The organism is Mumia sp. ZJ430 (assembly GCF_011751845.1).
GTDB lineage: Bacteria > Actinomycetota > Actinomycetes > Propionibacteriales > Nocardioidaceae > Mumia.
On record NZ_JAAHFK010000002.1, the window covers coordinates 499,459 to 517,067 of the forward strand.

Below are 17,609 nucleotides of genomic sequence, written 5' to 3' on the forward strand. Positions count from 1 at the left end.
CGTGTCTGTGCGCAGGACCATCGCGTCGTCCACGAGCTACTTCCGCACCGTGAAGGTGGCCTGAGCCACCGGTCCGTACCCCTTGCGGTTCTTCGCCCGCACACGCACGGTGTTCTCCCCGGCGGGCAGATCGCGCCGCGCCAGCACGTACGACCGTCGTGAGCCCTTCACCACGGCAACCTTCACGACCCGGTCGCCGCGCATGACCGTGACCTTGTACCGCGTGATTGAGGCTCCACCGTCCGCGACCGGCTTGCGCCACCGGACCACACGCTTCGCCGCCCCAGCGGAGCGAGCCACGGTCACCCGCCGGACCTTCCACGGCCGCGTGGGCGCGAGGAGACGCGGATAGGCCACGATCTTGCGTCCGTCGGACACGGCGAGCTTGCCAGACCGGATCATGGACATCCCGTCGATGTGCGACTGACGCGCGTTGCTGAGGGTGAAGAGCGGCTTGGTGACGCCGTTCGCGTTCGGCGAGAGGACGTCGACCTCACCCGTGTGGGTTCCGACGTACACCCGACCTGCGCGGTCGAAGCGCAGCATCTCCGGCTCCCACAGTCCGGGCCGGTCCACGGTGATCTTTCGCTCAGGCTTGGCGTCCTTGCCCGCACCCGGCGCGAAGACCTCGATGAAGCCTTCCTCGCCCCAGCCGACCCAAAGCCGACCGTCGACGTTCCGCTCGGTGGCGTACGCTCCGCGCGCCTTGTCAGGGATGGGGTTGGGACGCGGGCGCATCTGGCGGACCGGGCGTACGTTGCCGCGGGCGTTCTTGGCGAACACAAGGATGCGCCTGTCGCTGAAGACGTGCAGCCGCCCCTTGGCGTCGCGCGACAGTCCCCCTGGGTTCACGATCCTGGTCCGTGGGCCCTGCAGCCGGTAAAGCGGCTTGGCGTTTCCTCGCGCTCTGGCCCCGTACACGACAACCCGGTGCCGGTGATAGTCCGACGCGTAGACGCGTCCACTCGCGGTGAGCAGGATGTCCCACGGATTCACTCCACCCCGCGTGCCGATGATCGTGCGTTCTGGTCGGACGTCGACAGGCTCGGCAGCTGCGGCCGCCTCCGCCGGAGCGGCAGCAAGCACCCCGCCAGCGAGCGCGGCGCCGGCCACGGCACCGACAAGACGTGTGCGGTTCATGCGCGTTCTCCCCTGTTCGTAGGTCCGTACGAGGGATCGACACCGAGCGCGGTTCTTTTGTGACCGGCCCGTCCCGAGATAAGGGACGAGCATCACACCTTCGCGTGGGAGCGCGGAAGGCTTTTCGACGACGCTTGAAAAGCGGAACCGCGTCGACCGCAAGGTCTGCAAGCCTGGGGAAGTCCTGGACAGGGGGATTCCAGTGCTCCGCATTCATTTCAGCGAGCTTGACCTCGCGCGCACACGACTGGCCGACGCACCCGACCCGATGTGGGAGGTCGCCTCGAGCCTGCACCGCCTCCAGACCGGCCACGGACGCCGTGCGCACGGACGCTGGCACGCGGACGTCATGCGCACGCTGCGCGGTACGTCCCTCGGTCGTGCCGTCCGGACGCTGCTGCTGCCGCTGTTCCCCCGGGCCCGCTACTTCCCCGACTTCCTGACGCCGGGTGAGGGCGCGGCCGGCCTCGACGCAGCGCTCGAGGCGATCCTCGCCGCGCCCGAACGTCGCGTCGCGGACGAGATCGCGCGCCTCGACACACGCAGGCGCGGCCATTCGCCGCTCCGCGCACTCACCGGCCTCGAGAACCGTCGCCACCTGACCACGACACTGCGCGCCTACCACCAGGCCGTGATCGAGCCGGTCGCCGGACAGATGCAGGACGTCTTCGACAGCGAGCGGTCGGTGCGCATCCGTCACTCCCTCGACGGTGGCGTGGACGGGCTTCTCTGTGGCCTCGGCCCGTCGCTCCAGTGGCGTCCGCCGGTCCTCCAGGTCCTCGACCACGTCGACGATCGCGACGTCTACCTCGACGGGCGCGGACTCCATCTCGTGCCCTCGTACTTCTGCTGGCAGCGACCGGTGACCCTCTCCGACCCGGCACTGCCTCAGGTGCTCGTCTACCCCCTCCTCCGCACCGCCGCGGACCACGTCGCCGCGCACCCGGAGCAGGCCCTGGAGGCCCTCATCGGGGGCAGCCGCGCGTCGGTGCTCGCGGCGTGCATGGCTGGTGCCACCAACGGGGAGATCGCCCGCCGAGCAGGGGTATCGGCCGGCACGGTCAGCTATCACACCCGTACCCTGCGCGAGGCCGGTCTGATCAGCAGCCGCCGCGATGCGGAGACCGTGCTCCACACCGTCACCCAGCTCGGCGTCGAGCTGATGCGCCCGACCCGGTGACGTCGCGCCGGGTCGGGCAGGTTCTCAGGCGGGCACGCCGGTGGGGCAGGTCACGAAGACCTGCCCCACCTGAGTGTTACCTCACTTGCGGACGCGGAACGACTTCTTGGCGTTCTTGCCGAAGCCCTTGCTGTTCTTCGCCTTGATGTAGACGGTGTTCTTGCCGTTGCGCAGCTTGGCGCGCTTGATCTTGTACGACCGCTTGCTCGGACCGAAGTTCTTCCGCAGCAGGGTCTTGCCGCCCTTCTTGACGACGAGCCGGTAGCCGGTGATCTTGGCCCCGCCGTTGTTCGCCGGCGCCCTCCACGAGACCTTGCGGGTCTTCGCGCCACGCTTGCCGGCGACCTTCACGGCCCGCGGCTTACCTGGGACCTTGGCGGCCTTCCGGAAGAGCGAGGCGAACGACGAGACGTCGTTGCCGTCGTAGTCGGACACGACGATCGTGCCGTTAGACGCGATCGACACCCCAGCGGGCAGCGTCAGCGCCGCCGCGGGTCCGCCGAGCGTCTTGATCGGCGCGACGTCACCGTTCGCGTTGGCGGCGAAGACCTTGATGTCGTGCGCCTGGTGGTCGGCGACGTACACCCGCCCAGACGAGTCGGTCGCGACGTCCGTGGCGAACTGGATCTGCGTCTTCGGGCCCTTGATCACTCGCGCCGGCGTCGCGTTGCCCGTCGCGCCCGGCGAGAACGCGACGACGGAGTCGCCGCCACCGTTCGCCACCCACAGACGGTTCACGCTGTCGACCGCGAGGCCACGCGCGTTGGTCAGCCGGGTGCTCGTGATGGTGCGCTCCGCAGCCGGTGTGCCAGTCGCGGAGAGCGGGAACACCTTGATCGTGCTCACGTTGTCGGAGACGTTCACCTTGTTGTTCTTGTCGATCGCGATGCCGAACGGGACGAACCCCGGGTCGAACTTCGAGTCCGGTGCGACGTTCCCGTCGGCGGCCGGACCGAACGCGAGGACGCGGTTGGCGGCTGTCGCCGTCGAGTTCGCGACCCAGGTGAACCCGGCGCTGTCGGCCGCGACATGGCGCGGCGACGACAGCCCCGACGCAGCGCCGGCGATGTGCCTCAGCGGCGGTACGTCACCGTTGGCGTTGGCGGCGAAGACGCTCACAGAGCCCCCGCCGAAGTTGCTGATATGGATGTGGCCGCCTCGGACGTACATCCCGAGCGGCTGGTTCAGCTCGGTGTTGGTGGCGCCCTTGATGGTCCGTACGGGCGGGACGCTGACGTTGTCGGCGGAGGCGCTCGGGCCACTGGCGACCAGCACCCCCGCTACAAGTGCGGTGCCGGCCAGAGCGCCGGTCACACGGATGGTTCTGTTCATGGAAGTTTCCCCCTTCGCAGTCCACCTTGAGGACCGCAGGGTTCACGGCCAGTCCGTTTTGTCTTCGTCACGCCTGGTTGGTTACGTACCAGCGGTCAGGATGTCCGTCGCCTTGTGGTGCTCGTCGACACCGTCCACGACGATCACGTCCGACACCCCGTTCTCGATACGCAGCGGCAGGATCGCCTGATAGGCGGGCGACGTGTACCAGGCCGTCACGTGCGCCCGGTCCGGGAAGCCGATGATGATCACGTTGCCGGGCCAGGAGCCTTCCACCTCGGTCACCGTGCCGCCGTGCACGACGAACCGACCCCCGAAGGGCGCCAGGGTCTCGTCGATGCGCTCCAGGTACTCGACGATCTCCGGCCCCATCGAGACCTCGCGCATGTGGGCGATCGCGTACGCAGTCATCAAATGCTCCTCTCCTTGTGTGCTGTCACCCCAGCCTCACGTGCCGGGATGCGCGAAGTCGATGACCTCGGAGGTCATGGTTTCGAGGGGTTGACAGGCCGTGCTCAGAGGCGCATTCTAAAACAATCCAGTTATACAACAGATCGGTTATAGAACATGACGGACGACGAGCTCGACGCGGTGTTCGGGGCCCTCGCGGACCCGACACGGCGCGCCATCCTGGCCCGACTGGCTCAGGATGACGCCAGCGTGAACGAGCTCACGGCGATGTTCGCGATGTCGCAGCCCGCGGTGTCGCGACACCTCAAGGTCCTCGAGCGTGCGGGGCTCGTGTCCCGGACGCAGCAGGGGACGATGCGGATCAGCCATCTCGAGGCGGCGCCGCTGCGCGAGGCCACCGACTGGCTCGCGGACTACCGGGCGTACTGGGAAGACAGCTTCGCCCGGCTGGAGACGCTCCTCGCCGAGGCCGACACCTCGTCCGACGGCTCCTGACCGATCACCGACCACCCCAAGGGGGAACCATGTCCGACCTCGAGGTCACCGCCGCACCCGGCACGACCACGATCACCATCACCCGCACGTTCGCCACGACGCCCGAGCGTCTGTACCACGCGTTCACCGACGACGACATGCAGAAGAACTGGCTCGGCCCGGACCGCCTCACGACCGAGATCCCGGTCAACGAGGTCCGCGACGGTGGGCGCTGGCAGTGGGTCCAGAAGGACACCGACGGCACCGAGTACGGGTTCCGCGGGGTCTATCACGGAGAGCCGTCCGTCGAGAACGGCATCACCCGGACGTTCGAGTTCGACGGCGTCCCGGGCCACGTCTCGCTCGAGACGATGCGCTTCACCGACCTCGGAGACGGCCGTACGCGCATCGACAACGTCACCGCATTCACGTCGGTCGAGGACCGCGACGGCATGGTCGAGTCCGGCATGGAGGGAGGCATGGAGGAGGGCTTCGTCCGTCTCGACAAGCATCTCGCCGAGTCGTGACCCCCTGCCGGCCCGGACGTCATACGGATCGTGGGTTTCGACCCACGATCCGTATGACGTCCGGAGGGAGGGAACGCATAGGCTGACCGGCGTGGCAGCGTTCGCATCAGACAACTACGCCCCCGCTCATCCTGCGATCCTCGAGGCCGTCGCCGCGGCGAACGACGGTCACGCCGTCTCGTACGGCGCCGACCCGTGGACCGAGCGCCTCGCCGAGGTCGTACGGCACCACTTCGGCGACCACGCCGTCGCGTACCCCGTCTTCAACGGCACCGGCGCCAACGTCGTCTCGCTCGCGGCGGCACTCCCCCGATGGGGCTCGGCGATCGTCACCGACGTCGCTCACCTGCACACCGACGAGAACGGCGCCCCCGAGCGCGTGGCCGGCATCAAGCTCCTCACGGTCGAGGCGCCCGACGGCAAGATGCGGCCCGAGTCGTTCGCTCCGTACACGCTCAACCTCGGCGACCCGCACCGCCCGCAGCCGCTGGCCGTATCGCTGACCCAGTCGACTGAGCTCGGCACCGTCTACTCCGTCGACGAGGTGCGTGGACTCGTCGAGACCGCCCACTCGTACGGGATGCGCGTCCACGTCGACGGGTCCCGGCTCGCGAACGCCGCCGCGCACCTCGGACTCTCCCTCCGCGAGATCACCACCGACCTCGGCATCGACGTGCTCTCGTTCGGCGGCACCAAGAACGGGATCCTGCTCGGCGAGGCGGTCGTCGTCCTCAACCACGAGGCGGTCGCGGGCATCGAGTTCGTCCGCAAGATGTCGATGCAGCTGGCCTCGAAGATGCGGTACGTCTCCGCGCAGCTCGCCGCCCTCCTCGACCCTGCGGACGACCTGTGGCTCGCGAACGCGTCCGCCTCGAACGCGCGCGCGACGCGCCTTCGCGAGGGCGTCGACACGCTCGCGTCCGAGCTCGCACGCGACGGCCGTACGCATGAGACCGGCGCACCGCTGCTCCACGTCGCCAACCCGACGCAGGCGAACGTGGTGTTCCCGACGCTCCCCCGCGCGGTCGCGGACGCCGTACGCGCTGAGCACCCGTTCTACGACTGGCGCCCCGGCGCGCACCCGGACTTCGTCGAGTCTCGGTGGATGTGCTCCTGGGACACGACCGACGAGGACGTCGACGCGTTCCTCGGTGCGCTGCGCAAGGCCTTCGGATGACGACGGCCGAGCCTGTCGAGACCCCGCGCGTCGAGATCACCTACTGCACGCAGTGCCAGTGGCTGCTGCGTGCAGGGTGGATGGCGCAGGAGCTCCTGAGCACGTTCGGCACCGAGCTCGCTGAGGTCGCGCTCGTCCCCGGGACGGGCGGCGTCTTCCGCGTGGCCGTCGACGGCGACCTCGTGTGGGACCGCAAGGACGACGGCGGGTTCCCGGACGCCGCCGAGCTCAAGCGCCGGGTGCGCGACCGCATCGATCCGGACCGGCCGCTCGGGCACGCCGACCGTACGACCGACGCACCCGGGGCGGACGCGTGACCGTCCCACCCCTCCCGCAGCTGCGCGACGACGTCCGGTGGTCGGTCGAGGTGCGCGACGCCGACGACGACCACGTGCTCGCGTCCTTCGAACCCGACCTCATCCTCCCGACGGCCAGCATCGGCAAGCTCGTCCTGCTCGTCGAGGCCGCCCACCAGATCGCGACCGAGCGGCTCGACCCGGACGAGCCGCTCACCCGTACGGACGAGGACGGGGTCGCCGACTCCGGCCTGTGGCACCTCCTGCGGACGGACACCCTGCCCGTCGCGGACGCGTGCACGCTCGTGGGCGCGGTCAGCGACAACCTCGCCACCAACGTGCTGCTGCGACGGCTCGGCCTCGAGGCCATCACACAGACGGCGACGCGGATCGGCATGGAGCGCAGTCGGCTCCTCGACCGGGTTCGCAACGATCGCGGCCCCGAGCACCCCCCGACGCTCTCGGTCGGGTGCGCGGCAGACCTCGCGCACTTCTGCGCACGCCTCCATCGCCGCGAGATCCTGTCGCCCACCATCAGCGAGATGGTCAGCGGATGGCTCGGCGCGAACACCGACCTGTCCATGGTCGCCAGCGCCTTCGGCCTCGACCCGCTCGCCCACGCCGGTCCGGACCGCGGCGTCGTCCTCTGGAACAAGACCGGCACGATCGAGACCGTACGGGGCGACGTCGGGCTTGTGTCCAGCCCGGCACGCACCCTCGCGTACGCGGTGATCGCGGAGTGGGACGACGACGCCGAGCCGTCCGTGCGCGACCGCGTGCTGGACGACATGCGCGCGGTCGGGCTCTGGCTGCGCGCCGTCATCGACGGTCACGCCTGAGCGCTCTGCGACACGATCGCAACGAAGACCGTCGCTCTCAGTAGAGAGGCACGTAGATCGTCGCGCCGGCCACGATCTCGCCCGCGCTCGCGAGCGAGTTGAGGTCAGCGATGTCTTGGACGGTCTCGCGGATGTCGCCCCGAGGGTTGGCCTCGGCCGCGAGGTCCCAGACGGTCTCGCCCGGCTGCACGGTCACCACCCGGCTCGGGACAGGCTCGCCCGCCTCCGAGGTCGCGATGACCTGCGTGCCCAACCCGACGGTGAGCCCGCCGAAGGCGACCATCGCCGCGACGAACACCACGAAACGCCCCCGACGCGTCAGCCGGTACGACGGCTTGCGCGGGGCGGCACGACGCTCCGGACGTGCCGTGGGTCGCGTCGGCGCCGTGTGCGCCGCCGGCCTCCCCTTGCCTGCGGGGTGACGCGCCACCGCTCGGGTCAGCGGCGTGTCGAGGGTGATCACGGTGCGGTCGCAGGTGCTGGGGACGGTGCTCATCGTGTCCTCCTGGTCTCGGACTCGTACGGCCTGCCCGACGGCGGCGAGACGGCTGACCAGCTGGTGGATCCGTAGCCGGAGCCGAACACGCGTTCGATCGAACATGTGTACGAACCTAACCACACGCACCGACAGATGTGAAGGACCCGCTCGAACAAACTTTCGAGTGTCGTACGACACGCGACGGTCGAACATATGTTTGATCGAACCGCCGCCCGGTACTAGGGTCAGTACATGACCAAAGCCGAGGTTTCCGAGCTCCCCGACGGCCCACCGGACGCGAGCGGGCTGACTCCCCGCCAGCGCCGCGTGCTCGAGATCATCCGCGAGTCGATCGAGCAGAAGGGCTACCCGCCCAGCATGCGCGAGATCGGCGCTGCGGTGGGTCTCGCGAGCGTCTCCTCGGTCGCTCACCAGCTCAAGGTCCTCGAGCGCAACGGCTTCGTCCGCCGCGACCCCAACCGCCCGCGCGCGATCGAGGTCTTCCTTCCCGACGTCCTCGCGGCCCGCCGCTCGATCGGCGACGCACTCGACTTCGGCTTCGACGACACCGCGTCCGGCGACGCGCGCCCCGCGCCAGCGTACGTGCCGATGGTCGGCCGGATCGCCGCCGGTGGGCCGATCCTGGCCGAGGAGCGCGTCGAGGAGATCATGCCGCTCCCCCGCACGCTCGTCGGCGAGGGCACCTTGTTCATGCTCGAGGTCCGCGGAGACTCGATGGTCGATGCCGCGATCTGCGACGGCGATTACGTGGTCGTCCGTCAGCAGCCGACCGCCGAGAACGGCGAGATCGTCGCTGCCCTCCTCGACGGCGAGGCGACCGTCAAGACACTGCAGCGCAAAGACGGCGAGATCTGGCTCCTCCCCCACAACCCGGCGTACGACCCGATCGACGGCACCGACGCCACGATCCTCGGCAAGGTCACCACGGTCATGCGACGCGTCTGACCCCACGTGTCGTGTGGTGGGCGCGAGATCCCCTCGGTCTCGCGCCCACATGTGTGTCCGGACCCGCCCCGCGACGCCCCCTCCCGCGCTCGCCGGCGAGCCGGCACCCGTACGTCAGTTGGCGGACGCGGCCGCGTCGAGCCGCTTGAGCGCTCCCAAGATCTGCCCGCGATCGACCGTCCGCCACATCGGCGGCATCGAGGACGCGAGGAACGACCCGTACCGCGCCTTGGCCAGGCGGGAGTCGAGCACCGCGACGACGCCGCGGTCGTCGGAGCGGCGGATGAGCCGTCCGGCCCCTTGAGCCAGCAGGAGCGCGGCGTGGGTCGCGGCCACCGCCATGAAGCCGTTGCCGCCCTGGCGTTCGACGAGGCGCTGGCGCGCGCTCATCAGCGGGTCGTCGGGTCGAGGGAACGGGATCCGGTCGATGATCACGAGCTGACACGTCGTGCCAGGCAGATCGATGCCCTGCCACAGGCTCAACGTGCCGAAGAGGCACGTGTGCGGGTCTTCGGTGAACCGGCGCGCCAGCTCGGGCAGCTGCGCGTCTCCTTGGCACAGCACCTCGATCTCCGGCAGCCGCTCGCGGACGACCTCGGTCGCCGCCTCGGCGGCCCGCCGTGACGAGAAGAGCCCGAGCGTACGCCCGCCTGCCGCACGGACGAGGTCGACGATCTCGTCCGCGGTCGCGTCGGCCATCCCGTCGCGCCCCGGCGGCGGCAGGTGGCGCGCGACGTAGAGCATCGCCTGCTTCGCGTAGTCGAACGGCGAGCCCACGTCGACCGCGTCCCATGCGAAGTCGCGTTCGTCGGACTCGGCCTTGTCCGCGGGGCCGACCCCGACCTGCTCCGTCGCCCACAGCCCGACCGATCGTGCCACGGAGTCGAAGCCGCCACCCAGCTTGAGCGTCGCGCTGGTGAGCACGACCGTGTTCTCGCCGAACAGCTTGTCGCGCAACGTCAGTGCCACGTCGACGGGCGCGATACGCAGCTCGTTGCCGCCACGCGAGCCCTCACGCTCGGCGAGCCACAGCACGTCGGCCTCGGAGGCCGCCGCCATGCGTTCGGCGACCTTGCGGACCTCGTCGACGAGCCCCTTGACCTGCTGGCGAGCCGCATCGGTCTCGCCCTCCTGCGACTCCTTCGGGATCGCAGAGTGGCACGCGCGCGCGGTGTCTCGTACGAGGGCCAGCGCGTCCGCGAGCTGGTCGGTCGGTGACGCGATGCGACCCGGCGGGGTCACCTCGAGAGCGTCGCGCAGCGCGTCGGTCGCGTCCTCGAGGTCATCGGCCTCCCGCCCGCGGACGAAGGCCCGGGCGCGGCGCGCGGCCCGCTCGACCATCGGAGGCGACAGCTCGGCCGTCGAGGCCTGGGTGACTCGGGCGACCAGCTCGTGGGCCTCGTCCACGACGACGGTGTCGTACTCGGGGAGCATCGGAACTCCGTCGATCGCGTCGATCGCGAGGAGCGCGTGGTTGGTGACGACCAGGTCGGCATCGGCGGCGTCGTCGCGCGCCCGCTCGGCGAAGCACTCCTGCGCGTACGGGCAGCGGGCGGCGCCGAGGCACTCCCGCGCGTGGACGCTCACCTGGCGCCACGCCCGCTCGGTGTGCGAGGGCGCCGAGTCCCGGTCGCCCACGCCGCTCCGGTCGGTCTCCTCCTCGGCCCATGCCCGCAGGGTCACGACCTCCTCACCGAGCGAGCCCGACGGCGCCTCGATCAGGACGCCCTGCTCGTCGGGCGCGCCCTCGCGGATGCGGTGGAGGCAAGCGTAGTTGCCGCGGCCCTTGACGACCGCGTGCTTCGGCGTGCTTGAGAGAACGGTCCGGGCACCGTCGAGCAGCGCCGGGATGTCGCGCTCGACGAGCTGGTGCTGGAGGTTGAGGGTCGCGGTCGCCACGACGACACGGCGGTCGTGCAGCAGGCTCGGCACGAGGTAGCCGAGCGACTTGCCGGTGCCCGTCCCGGCCTGCACCAGCAGGTGCTCGCCGCGCGCGAAGGCGCCGGCGACCGCTTCGGCCATCTGGACCTGCCCCGGTCGTTCAGTGCCACCCACGGCCTCGACGGCTGCATGGAGGACGGCGCCGACCTGCGCGCGTCGCTCGGGATCGGCGTCGGGCGCTGCGGGGTGTTCCGAGATCGACGAGGTCACCGACGCAGCCTACCGAGCCGCGCGGACGTCCCGTGGCGGCGACTCACAGGCTCGTACGCCGCGACGGCGAGTCACCATCCGGTAACGATTGAGGGCCCGCTCGGACTAAGCGCTTGCTTACCCCACTCAGGTCGGTAGCGTTCGGCGTCACGACGTCATGTGGTCTGGATCACACCTCCCTGCCCGGATGACACCGCCCCCTCTCGGAAGGACGCGCATGACCCCTCCCGTCGAGCCCACTCCCGACCCGCCGCCGCACGGCGCGTTCGTGGCCGAAGGCGTGACCGTCCGCTTCGGCGGCCTCGTCGCTCTCGACGACGTCGGCGTACGGGTCGAGCCCGGCCAGGTCCACGGAGTGATCGGCCCGAACGGCGCTGGCAAGACGACGTTCTTCAACGTCTGCTGCGGCTTCGTCCGCCCCGACGAGGGGTCGCTCACCTGGGAAGGCTCACGCCTGGAGAATCTCCGCGCCCACGACCTGGCAGGCCTCGGCATCGCCCGTACGCTGCAGGGCGTCGGGCTGTTCACGGGCATGAGCGCGCTCGAGAACGTGATGACCGGTGCTGCCGTCCGGTCCAGCAGCGGGTTCGTGTCGGCGGCCTTCGGACTCCCTCGAGGGCGCCGCGACGAGCAGGCGCTGCGCGAGCGCGCGATGCAGGCGCTGGCCGACCTGGGAGCCGCGCACCTCGCGCCGCGCTATCCGGGCATGCTGCCGTACCCCGACCAGAAGAAGGTCGCGCTGGCCCGTGCCCTCGTGGCCGAGCCGCGCCTCCTCCTGCTCGACGAGCCCGCCGCTGGTCTGTCCGAGGGCGAGATGGACGAGCTCGGCGATCTCGTACGCCGCCTCACGGACCGCATGTCCGTGCTCCTCGTCGAGCACCACATGGATCTCGTCATGCGTATCTGCGACACGATCACCGTCCTCGACTTCGGTCAGGTGATCGCGCGCGGCACGCCTGCGGAGGTCCGCGACGACCCGTTGGTCATCGCCGCCTACCTCGGCGCCGAGGTGACGGGCGGCAGCGAGATCGACACGACCTCGCTCGATGCCGGACCGGCTGCCGCCGTGACGAAGGAGGGCTGACCGTGCTCACGATCGCCAACCTCACCACCACGTACGGGCCGGTCCGTGCTCTCGACGCCGTCGACATGACGGTCGAGACCGGACGCATCACGGCGGTGCTCGGCGCCAACGGTGCCGGCAAGACCTCGCTGCTGCGGACCGTGTCCGGGCTCGTCCGCCCGACATCGGGGACGATCACGCTCGACAACACCGACATCACCGGCGCGCCCGTCGAGTCGATGGTGCACCGCGGGATGGCCCACGTCCCCGAGGGCCGCGGCGTCATCGCCGAGCTCACCGTGGAGGAGAACCTTCGCCTCGGCGCCCGCGGCGCAGCCAAACGTCCGGACGACGTGCCGGCTCCGGTCCGCTCGCTCGACGACGCCTATCAGCTGTTCCCCGTGCTCGGCGACCGCCGCAGCGCGCAGGCGCACACGCTGTCCGGCGGCGAGCGTCAGATGCTCGTCATCGCACGTGCCCTGCTGTCGCGGCCGACGCTGCTGCTCCTCGACGAGCCCTCGCTGGGCCTCGCTCCGCGGATCGTGGCGCAGATCTTCGACCTGATCCGCCGCCTGGTCGCCGACTCCGGCCTCACGGTGCTCCTCGTCGAGCAGAACGCCCGCAGCGCCCTGTCCATCGCGCACACCGGTGTCGTGCTCAACCTCGGCAAGGTCGTCGTGACCGAGTCCGCCGAGGTCCTGCGCAACGACGCCGCGCTCCGTCACTCATACCTCGGGTTCTGAGGAGGAGACCATGACCGACGACATCCAAAAGCTCGTCAACGTCCTGCTCAACGGACTCACCCAGGGCATCGTGATCGCCGCGTTCGCGCTCGCCCTCGTGCTGATCTTCCGGTCGACCCGGATCATCAACTTCGCTCAGGGCTCGCAGGCGATGTTCACCACGTACATCGCCCTGGCGCTGCTCAACCAGGACTTTCCCTACTGGGCTGCATTCGCGGGCGCGCTCGCCGCCGGCTTCGTGATCGGCGCCCTGCTCGAGCGGGTCGTCATCCGACCGCTCGAGGGCGGCATGGAGCTCAACATCGTCATCGCTACCCTCGGTCTGTACGTGGCGATCCAGGCGCTGGCCGCGATCCTGTTCGGGTCCGACTACCAGTCGTTCCCGTCGCCCTTCGGCATGGCCGGGTTCCAGGCCGGCGACCTCAACCTCGCGCTCACGCCGACCAGCATCTTCGTCGTCTGCACGGTCGGTGTCGTCGTCGTCGGACTCACGCTGCTGTTCCAGAAGACGCAGCTCGGGCTCACGATGCGCGCGGCGGCCTTCGACGGCGAGGTCTCACGCATCCTCGGGATCAAGGTCTCGCACCTGCTCACCTTCGGGTGGGCGCTGGCCGGTCTCGTCGGGTCGGTCGCCGGGATCCTCGTGGCGACGGGCACCTTCATCTATCCGAGCTACATGGAGACGTTGATCGCGTTCGGGTTCATCGCCGCGGTCATCGGCGGGCTCGACAGCCCGGTCGGCGCCGTCGTCGGTGGCCTCCTGCTCGGCGTGGTCAACTCCGTCGTCTCCGGGTACGTGGCCTCCGGACTCGTCACGATGGCCGCGTTCGTCCTCTTGATCGTCGTCCTGCTGCTCAAGCCCGGGGGTCTCTTCTCCAGCACGAAGGCCAGGAGGGTCTGATGACGACCGATGCCGCCACGAGGCCCGCAAAGCGCCTGCTCGATCTCAACCTCACGCGCAGCCTGCTGATCAGCGTCGCCGTCCTGCTCCTCGGCGTTCTCCTGCTGGAGTCCACCGACCGCTACACGAACACCCAGCTCTCCTCGCTCACCTACTACGCCATCGCGGCGATCGGCCTGACCGCCCTCACGGGACTGAACGGTCAGATCTCGCTCGGCCACGGGGCGTTGATGGCCGTCGGCGCCTACACGACGGCGCTCATGCTCGACACCGAGACTCCGCTCCCGTTCCCCGTCGTCGCGCTGACCGCGGTCGTCGTGACCTCGGTCGTCGGGTTCGTCGTCGGCATTGGCGCGGCGCGGCTCCACGGGCCGTACCTCGCCGGTGCCACGCTCGCGCTGGCCGTCGCCCTTCCGAGCGTCGCGCTCTACTTCAAGGGCACGTTCAACGGAGAGGTCGGTCTGACCGTCGCCTCACCGCGGCCGCCCGAGTGGTTCGTGTCGTTCATCGACACAGTGTCGGGCGAGTTCGCCACGTCGTCGAAGTACGTCGCCTACCTCGGCCTGTTCTGCCTGGTCGTCGCCCTCTTCTTCGCCCTCAACCTGCGCCGCTCCAAGATCGGGCGCCACTGGCGAGCGGTCCGCGACCAGGAGGTCGCGGCGGAGATTGCCGGCATCAACCTCGGCCGTACCCGCGTGCAGGCGTTCGTCATCAGCGCGGCGTACGCCGGGCTGGCCGGCGCCGTGATGGCGATCGTGGTCCGCCTCGCGGCACCGAGCGCGTTCACCATCGTCCTCTCGCTCTCGCTGCTCACCGCTGCGGTGATCGGCGGGCTCGGCAGCATCACCGGAGCGTTCATCGGCGCTGCGGTGCTGGTCTTCCTGCCGCCGTGGGTGACCTCGATGTCGACCGGGCCGGGCGGCCTGTCGGACACCCAGGCCGCTCAGATGTCGCCGTTGATCTACGGCATCGTCCTCGTCCTCGTGATGCTCCTCGCACCTGGAGGAGTGATGGGGACCTTCATGACGGCATGGCGGCGAGCACGCCTGCGCCGTCTCCACCCCGCAACACCCACCCAGAAGGGATGAGATCCATGGCTCATCAGCCCAAGCCGGCGCGCAGGAGTCGCCGACTCGTACTCGGGGCGGCGCTCGCCGCCTCCGCACTGGTCGTCGCCGCGTGCGGTGGCGGTGATGACGACGGCGGCTCGACCGATGTCGGCCTCACCGAGGACTCGATCAAGATCGGCGGTCATTTCCCGCTCACGGGTGTCGCAGCGCCCGGCTACAGCGAGATCCCGCTCGGTCACAAGGCCTACTACGACTTCGTCAACGCCAACGGCGGCGTCAGCGGCCGTGACATCGAGTTCATCGCCAAGGACGACGGCTACAACCCGGCCAAGACGTCCGAGGTCGTCAACGAGCTGGTCCTCAAGGACGAGGTGTTCGCGATCGTGGGGGGACTCGGCACCCCGACCCACCAGGCGGTCACGAACTTCCTCAACGCCGAGGGCGTTCCCGACCTGACGGTGTCGTCCGGATCGCTCCTGTGGGACAACGCCGAGGAGCTGCCGATGACGTTCGGGTGGCAGCCCGACTACGAGTCCGAGGGCAAGGTCATCGGCCAGTACATCGCCGAGAACATGCCCGACGCCAAGGTCGGCATCTTCGGTCAGGACGACGAGCTCGGCGAGGACGGCACCCGCGGCCTCGAGCAGTTCATCGACGACCAGATCGTCGCCCAGGTGAAGTACGTCCCCGGCAACACCGATGTCGGCCCGCAGATCGCCGAGCTGCAGAAGTCGGGCGCGGACGTCGTCGTGGGGTTCAACGTCCCGTCCTACACCGCGCTGTCGCAGCTGGTGTCGATGAAGCTCAACTTCAAGCCGACCTGGTTCTACACCAACGTCGGCTCCGACTCCGGGCTCGTCGGATCGCTCCTCGAGGAGTTCTCGCAGGGCGCTATCAAGGGCGCGAGCCCGCTGGCCGGTGTCTACACGACCACCTACATGCCGCAGGCCTCCGAGCCCGACAGCGACTGGACGAAGCTGTGGCAGAAGGTCTGGGACGAGTACGGCGACGGCTCGCCGCTGACCAACTACAAGGTGTACGGCATGTCACAGGCGTTCACGCTCGTCGATGCGCTGCAGCGCACGGGCGACGACCTCAGCCGTGAGTCCATCGTGGAGACCTTCGAGCAGGACGGTGCGGACCTCGGTGGCCCGAACTACGTGCCGTTCCGCTACTCCGAGGACCGCCACGCGGGCATCGGCGGCCTGAAGCTCGTCGAGATCCAGGCGAACGGCACGACCGCCGACAAGACCCCGGTCCTCCAGACCGACGTCGGTGACGCGCCGATCGAGGAGTACACCGGAGACGCCAGCACCCCGCCGTCGTCCGGCATTCCTGGGAAGGACTAGCCCTGGGAAGGACTAGCCCTGGGAAGGACTAGCCCCGACCGTACGGGCGCCGACTCACCTGCGGGTGGGTCGGCGCCCGTCGCGTGTCAGGCGTACTGGGCCAGTGCGCCGGCGAGCTCGTCGTGCACGCGGGCGACGACGTGGGTGCCGTCGGGCGTGTGCTCGAGCGAGTCGATCTCGCCGTGCAGGTGGATCTGGTTGAGCAGGTCTCCGCGCTCGTACGGCAGCACGACGTCGACCTTCGCCGCGGGCGTCGGCAGGTCGACCTCGACCGCACTGAGCAGCTCGTCGATGCCCTCGCCGGTGCGGGCCGACACCACGACGGCGTGCGGCTCGCGTGCAAGGAGGCGCGACAGGACCAGCGGGTCGGCGGCGTCGGCCTTGTTGATGACGATGATCTCGGGCACTCCGAGGGCGTCGATGTCGGCAAACACCTCGCGCACCGCGTTGATCTGGCCCTCGGGATCGGGGTGCGACCCGTCGACGACGTGCAGGACGAGGTCGGCGTCAGCGACCTCCTCCAGCGTCGAGCGGAACGCCTCGACCAGCTGGTGAGGGAGGTGGCGGACGAATCCGACGGTGTCCGACAGCGTGTACTCGCGGCCGTCGGAGGTCTCCGTACGACGCGTCGTCGGGTCGAGCGTTGCGAACAACGCGTCCTCGACGAGGACGCCCGCCCGCGTCAGGCGGTTGAGCAGGCTCGACTTGCCGGCGTTGGTGTAGCCGGCGATCACGACGGCCGGCACCTGGTGGCGTTGGCGGTTCGCCCGCTTGGTGTCGCGGGTCTTGCGCATCTCGCCCATCTCGCGGCGGAGTTTGGCGATGCGGTCGTTGATGCGACGCCGGTCGGTCTCGATCTTGGTCTCACCAGGACCACGCGAGCCGATGCCGCCGCCGTCGCCGCCGACACGTCCACCGGCCTGGCGCGAGAGGTTGCCACCCCAGCCGCGCAAGCGCTGCTTCATGTACTGCAGCTGCGCCAGCTCGACCTGGGCGCGCCCCTCACGCGACTTGGCGTGCTGGGCGAAGATGTCGAGGATCAGGGCGGTACGGTCGACCACCTTGACCTTGGTCTTGTCCTCCAGGTTGCGCAGCTGGCTCGGGGCGAGCTCGCCATCGCAGATCACCGTGTCGGCGCCGGTCACGCGCACGATCTCGGCGAGCTCGTCAACTTTGCCTCGGCCGATGTAGGTCGCCGGGTCAGGACGCTGACGCCGCTGGACCAGTCCGTCCAGGACCTCGGACCCGGCGGTCTCGGCCAGGAGCTTGAGCTCGGCGAGCGAGTTCTCGGCGTCGGTCGCGGAACCGTCGGTCCACACCCCGACCAGGACGACGCGCTCGAGGCGCAGCTGCCTGTATTCGACCTCGCTGATGTCCTCGAGCTCGGTCGACAGCCCGGCGATCCGGCGCAACGAGTTGCGGTCGGCAAGGTCGAACTGGTCGCCGTCGTGGGTCTCGGCGTGGTCTGTCTCGGTACGTTCGTGTGCAGTCATCTGTTCCTTGCAACGTCGG

18 protein-coding genes are annotated in these 17,609 nt (G+C 69.6%); 12 read left to right on the forward strand and 6 right to left on the reverse strand.

Annotated features, from left to right (window positions below):
• Nucleotides 1–36 precede the first annotated feature (36 nt).
• On the reverse strand, nucleotides 37–1,140 hold the full coding sequence (locus HCT63_RS08920; RefSeq protein WP_167003324.1) for a hypothetical protein: 1,104 nt from the start codon (nucleotides 1,138–1,140) through the stop codon (nucleotides 37–39).
• A 202-nt stretch (nucleotides 1,141–1,342) separates the two neighbouring features.
• On the opposite strand from HCT63_RS08920, the gene HCT63_RS08925 reads away from it, so the two are divergent.
• The gene (locus HCT63_RS08925; RefSeq protein WP_167003326.1) at nucleotides 1,343–2,320 is read left to right on the forward strand and encodes a winged helix-turn-helix domain-containing protein; all 978 of its coding nucleotides are present in this window, start codon (nucleotides 1,343–1,345) and stop codon (nucleotides 2,318–2,320) included.
• 81 nt (nucleotides 2,321–2,401) lie between these two features.
• Here the strand turns inward: HCT63_RS08925 and HCT63_RS08930 are convergent, their stop codons facing one another.
• Both HCT63_RS08930 and HCT63_RS08935 read right to left on the reverse strand, forming a co-directional pair.
• A complete protein-coding gene (locus HCT63_RS08930; protein WP_167003328.1) occupies nucleotides 2,402–3,652 on the reverse strand; it encodes a hypothetical protein in 1,251 nt (416 codons plus the stop codon).
• A gap of 81 nt (nucleotides 3,653–3,733) precedes the next feature.
• A complete protein-coding gene (locus tag HCT63_RS08935) occupies nucleotides 3,734–4,063 on the reverse strand; it encodes a DUF1330 domain-containing protein (RefSeq protein ID WP_167003330.1) in 330 nt (109 codons plus the stop codon).
• 156 nt (nucleotides 4,064–4,219) lie between these two features.
• Between HCT63_RS08935 and HCT63_RS08940 the strand changes: the two genes are divergently transcribed.
• From HCT63_RS08940 to HCT63_RS08960, 5 genes are all read left to right on the forward strand, one after another.
• Nucleotides 4,220–4,558 (forward strand): metalloregulator ArsR/SmtB family transcription factor, encoded by a 339-nt coding sequence (locus HCT63_RS08940; protein ID WP_167003332.1) that lies wholly within the window; start codon nucleotides 4,220–4,222, stop codon nucleotides 4,556–4,558.
• A 29-nt stretch (nucleotides 4,559–4,587) separates the two neighbouring features.
• The gene (locus HCT63_RS08945) at nucleotides 4,588–5,064 is read left to right on the forward strand and encodes an SRPBCC domain-containing protein (RefSeq protein ID WP_167003334.1); all 477 of its coding nucleotides are present in this window, start codon (nucleotides 4,588–4,590) and stop codon (nucleotides 5,062–5,064) included.
• Between the two features lie 91 nt (nucleotides 5,065–5,155).
• The gene (locus HCT63_RS08950) at nucleotides 5,156–6,241 is read left to right on the forward strand and encodes a beta-eliminating lyase-related protein (RefSeq protein ID WP_243842956.1); all 1,086 of its coding nucleotides are present in this window, start codon (nucleotides 5,156–5,158) and stop codon (nucleotides 6,239–6,241) included.
• A complete protein-coding gene (locus HCT63_RS08955) occupies nucleotides 6,238–6,558 on the forward strand; it encodes a SelT/SelW/SelH family protein (protein ID WP_167003336.1) in 321 nt (106 codons plus the stop codon). Before HCT63_RS08950 ends, HCT63_RS08955 begins: the two co-directional genes overlap by 4 nt.
• The gene (locus tag HCT63_RS08960) at nucleotides 6,555–7,376 is read left to right on the forward strand and encodes a serine hydrolase (RefSeq protein WP_167003338.1); all 822 of its coding nucleotides are present in this window, start codon (nucleotides 6,555–6,557) and stop codon (nucleotides 7,374–7,376) included. Before HCT63_RS08955 ends, HCT63_RS08960 begins: the two co-directional genes overlap by 4 nt.
• A gap of 37 nt (nucleotides 7,377–7,413) precedes the next feature.
• On the opposite strand, the gene HCT63_RS08965 is transcribed toward HCT63_RS08960, so the two are convergent.
• Nucleotides 7,414–7,977, reverse strand: coding sequence for a LysM domain-containing protein (locus HCT63_RS08965; protein ID WP_167003340.1), 564 nt, complete (start codon nucleotides 7,975–7,977; stop codon nucleotides 7,414–7,416).
• Between the two features lie 129 nt (nucleotides 7,978–8,106).
• Between HCT63_RS08965 and lexA the strand changes: the two genes are divergently transcribed.
• Nucleotides 8,107–8,820 carry a transcriptional repressor LexA gene (gene lexA, locus HCT63_RS08970; RefSeq protein ID WP_167003342.1) on the forward strand — a complete coding sequence of 238 codons (714 nt, stop codon included), beginning with the start codon at nucleotides 8,107–8,109 and terminating at the stop codon, nucleotides 8,818–8,820.
• A gap of 114 nt (nucleotides 8,821–8,934) precedes the next feature.
• Here the strand turns inward: lexA and HCT63_RS08975 are convergent, their stop codons facing one another.
• Nucleotides 8,935–10,842 carry an ATP-dependent DNA helicase gene (locus HCT63_RS08975; RefSeq protein WP_167004860.1) on the reverse strand — a complete coding sequence of 636 codons (1,908 nt, stop codon included), beginning with the start codon at nucleotides 10,840–10,842 and terminating at the stop codon, nucleotides 8,935–8,937.
• Nucleotides 10,843–11,188: 346 nt separating this feature from the next.
• Here HCT63_RS08975 and HCT63_RS08980 point away from each other — a divergent pair, with 346 nt between their 5' ends.
• From HCT63_RS08980 to HCT63_RS09000, 5 genes are read left to right on the forward strand one after another with little or no spacing between them, the layout of a single operon-like run.
• Nucleotides 11,189–12,055: an ABC transporter ATP-binding protein gene (locus tag HCT63_RS08980; protein ID WP_167003344.1), complete on the forward strand. Its 867-nt coding sequence runs from the start codon at nucleotides 11,189–11,191 to the stop codon at nucleotides 12,053–12,055.
• 2 nt (nucleotides 12,056–12,057) lie between these two features.
• On the forward strand, nucleotides 12,058–12,777 hold the full coding sequence (locus tag HCT63_RS08985) for an ABC transporter ATP-binding protein (RefSeq protein ID WP_243842957.1): 720 nt from the start codon (nucleotides 12,058–12,060) through the stop codon (nucleotides 12,775–12,777).
• 10 nt (nucleotides 12,778–12,787) lie between these two features.
• Entirely contained in the window at nucleotides 12,788–13,678 is an 891-nt protein-coding gene (locus tag HCT63_RS08990; RefSeq protein ID WP_243842958.1) for a branched-chain amino acid ABC transporter permease, read from the forward strand.
• Complete coding sequence (locus HCT63_RS08995; RefSeq protein WP_167003346.1) at nucleotides 13,678–14,766, forward strand: branched-chain amino acid ABC transporter permease; 1,089 nt, start codon at nucleotides 13,678–13,680, stop codon at nucleotides 14,764–14,766. The genes HCT63_RS08990 and HCT63_RS08995 overlap by 1 nt, the downstream gene beginning before the upstream one ends.
• A gap of 5 nt (nucleotides 14,767–14,771) precedes the next feature.
• Nucleotides 14,772–16,097 (forward strand): ABC transporter substrate-binding protein, encoded by a 1,326-nt coding sequence (locus tag HCT63_RS09000; protein WP_167003348.1) that lies wholly within the window; start codon nucleotides 14,772–14,774, stop codon nucleotides 16,095–16,097.
• A gap of 86 nt (nucleotides 16,098–16,183) precedes the next feature.
• On the opposite strand, the gene hflX is transcribed toward HCT63_RS09000, so the two are convergent.
• A complete protein-coding gene (gene hflX, locus HCT63_RS09005; protein WP_167003350.1) occupies nucleotides 16,184–17,590 on the reverse strand; it encodes a GTPase HflX in 1,407 nt (468 codons plus the stop codon).
• Nucleotides 17,591–17,609 lie beyond the last annotated feature (19 nt).

Bases quoted from the DNA above. Each gene is read 5' to 3' on its own strand.
- HCT63_RS08945 (WP_167003334.1), top strand. From the start codon at position 4,588: ATGTCCGACCTCGAGGTCACCGCCGCACCCGGCACGACCACGATCACC.
- HCT63_RS08920 (WP_167003324.1), bottom strand. From the start codon at position 1,140: ATGAACCGCACACGTCTTGTCGGTGCCGTGGCCGGCGCCGCGCTCGCT.
- HCT63_RS09000 (WP_167003348.1), top strand. From the start codon at position 14,772: ATGGCTCATCAGCCCAAGCCGGCGCGCAGGAGTCGCCGACTCGTACTC.
- HCT63_RS08975 (WP_167004860.1), bottom strand. From the start codon at position 10,842: ATGGCCGAAGCGGTCGCCGGCGCCTTCGCGCGCGGCGAGCACCTGCTG.
- lexA (WP_167003342.1), top strand. From the start codon at position 8,107: ATGACCAAAGCCGAGGTTTCCGAGCTCCCCGACGGCCCACCGGACGCG.
- HCT63_RS08930 (WP_167003328.1), bottom strand. From the start codon at position 3,652: ATGAACAGAACCATCCGTGTGACCGGCGCTCTGGCCGGCACCGCACTT.
- HCT63_RS08990 (WP_243842958.1), top strand. From the start codon at position 12,788: ATGACCGACGACATCCAAAAGCTCGTCAACGTCCTGCTCAACGGACTC.
- HCT63_RS08955 (WP_167003336.1), top strand. From the start codon at position 6,238: ATGACGACGGCCGAGCCTGTCGAGACCCCGCGCGTCGAGATCACCTAC.
- hflX (WP_167003350.1), bottom strand. From the start codon at position 17,590: ATGACTGCACACGAACGTACCGAGACAGACCACGCCGAGACCCACGAC.
- HCT63_RS08935 (WP_167003330.1), bottom strand. From the start codon at position 4,063: ATGACTGCGTACGCGATCGCCCACATGCGCGAGGTCTCGATGGGGCCG.
- HCT63_RS08940 (WP_167003332.1), top strand. From the start codon at position 4,220: ATGACGGACGACGAGCTCGACGCGGTGTTCGGGGCCCTCGCGGACCCG.
- HCT63_RS08980 (WP_167003344.1), top strand. From the start codon at position 11,189: ATGACCCCTCCCGTCGAGCCCACTCCCGACCCGCCGCCGCACGGCGCG.
- HCT63_RS08965 (WP_167003340.1), bottom strand. From the start codon at position 7,977: ATGTTCGATCGAACGCGTGTTCGGCTCCGGCTACGGATCCACCAGCTG.
- HCT63_RS08995 (WP_167003346.1), top strand. From the start codon at position 13,678: ATGACGACCGATGCCGCCACGAGGCCCGCAAAGCGCCTGCTCGATCTC.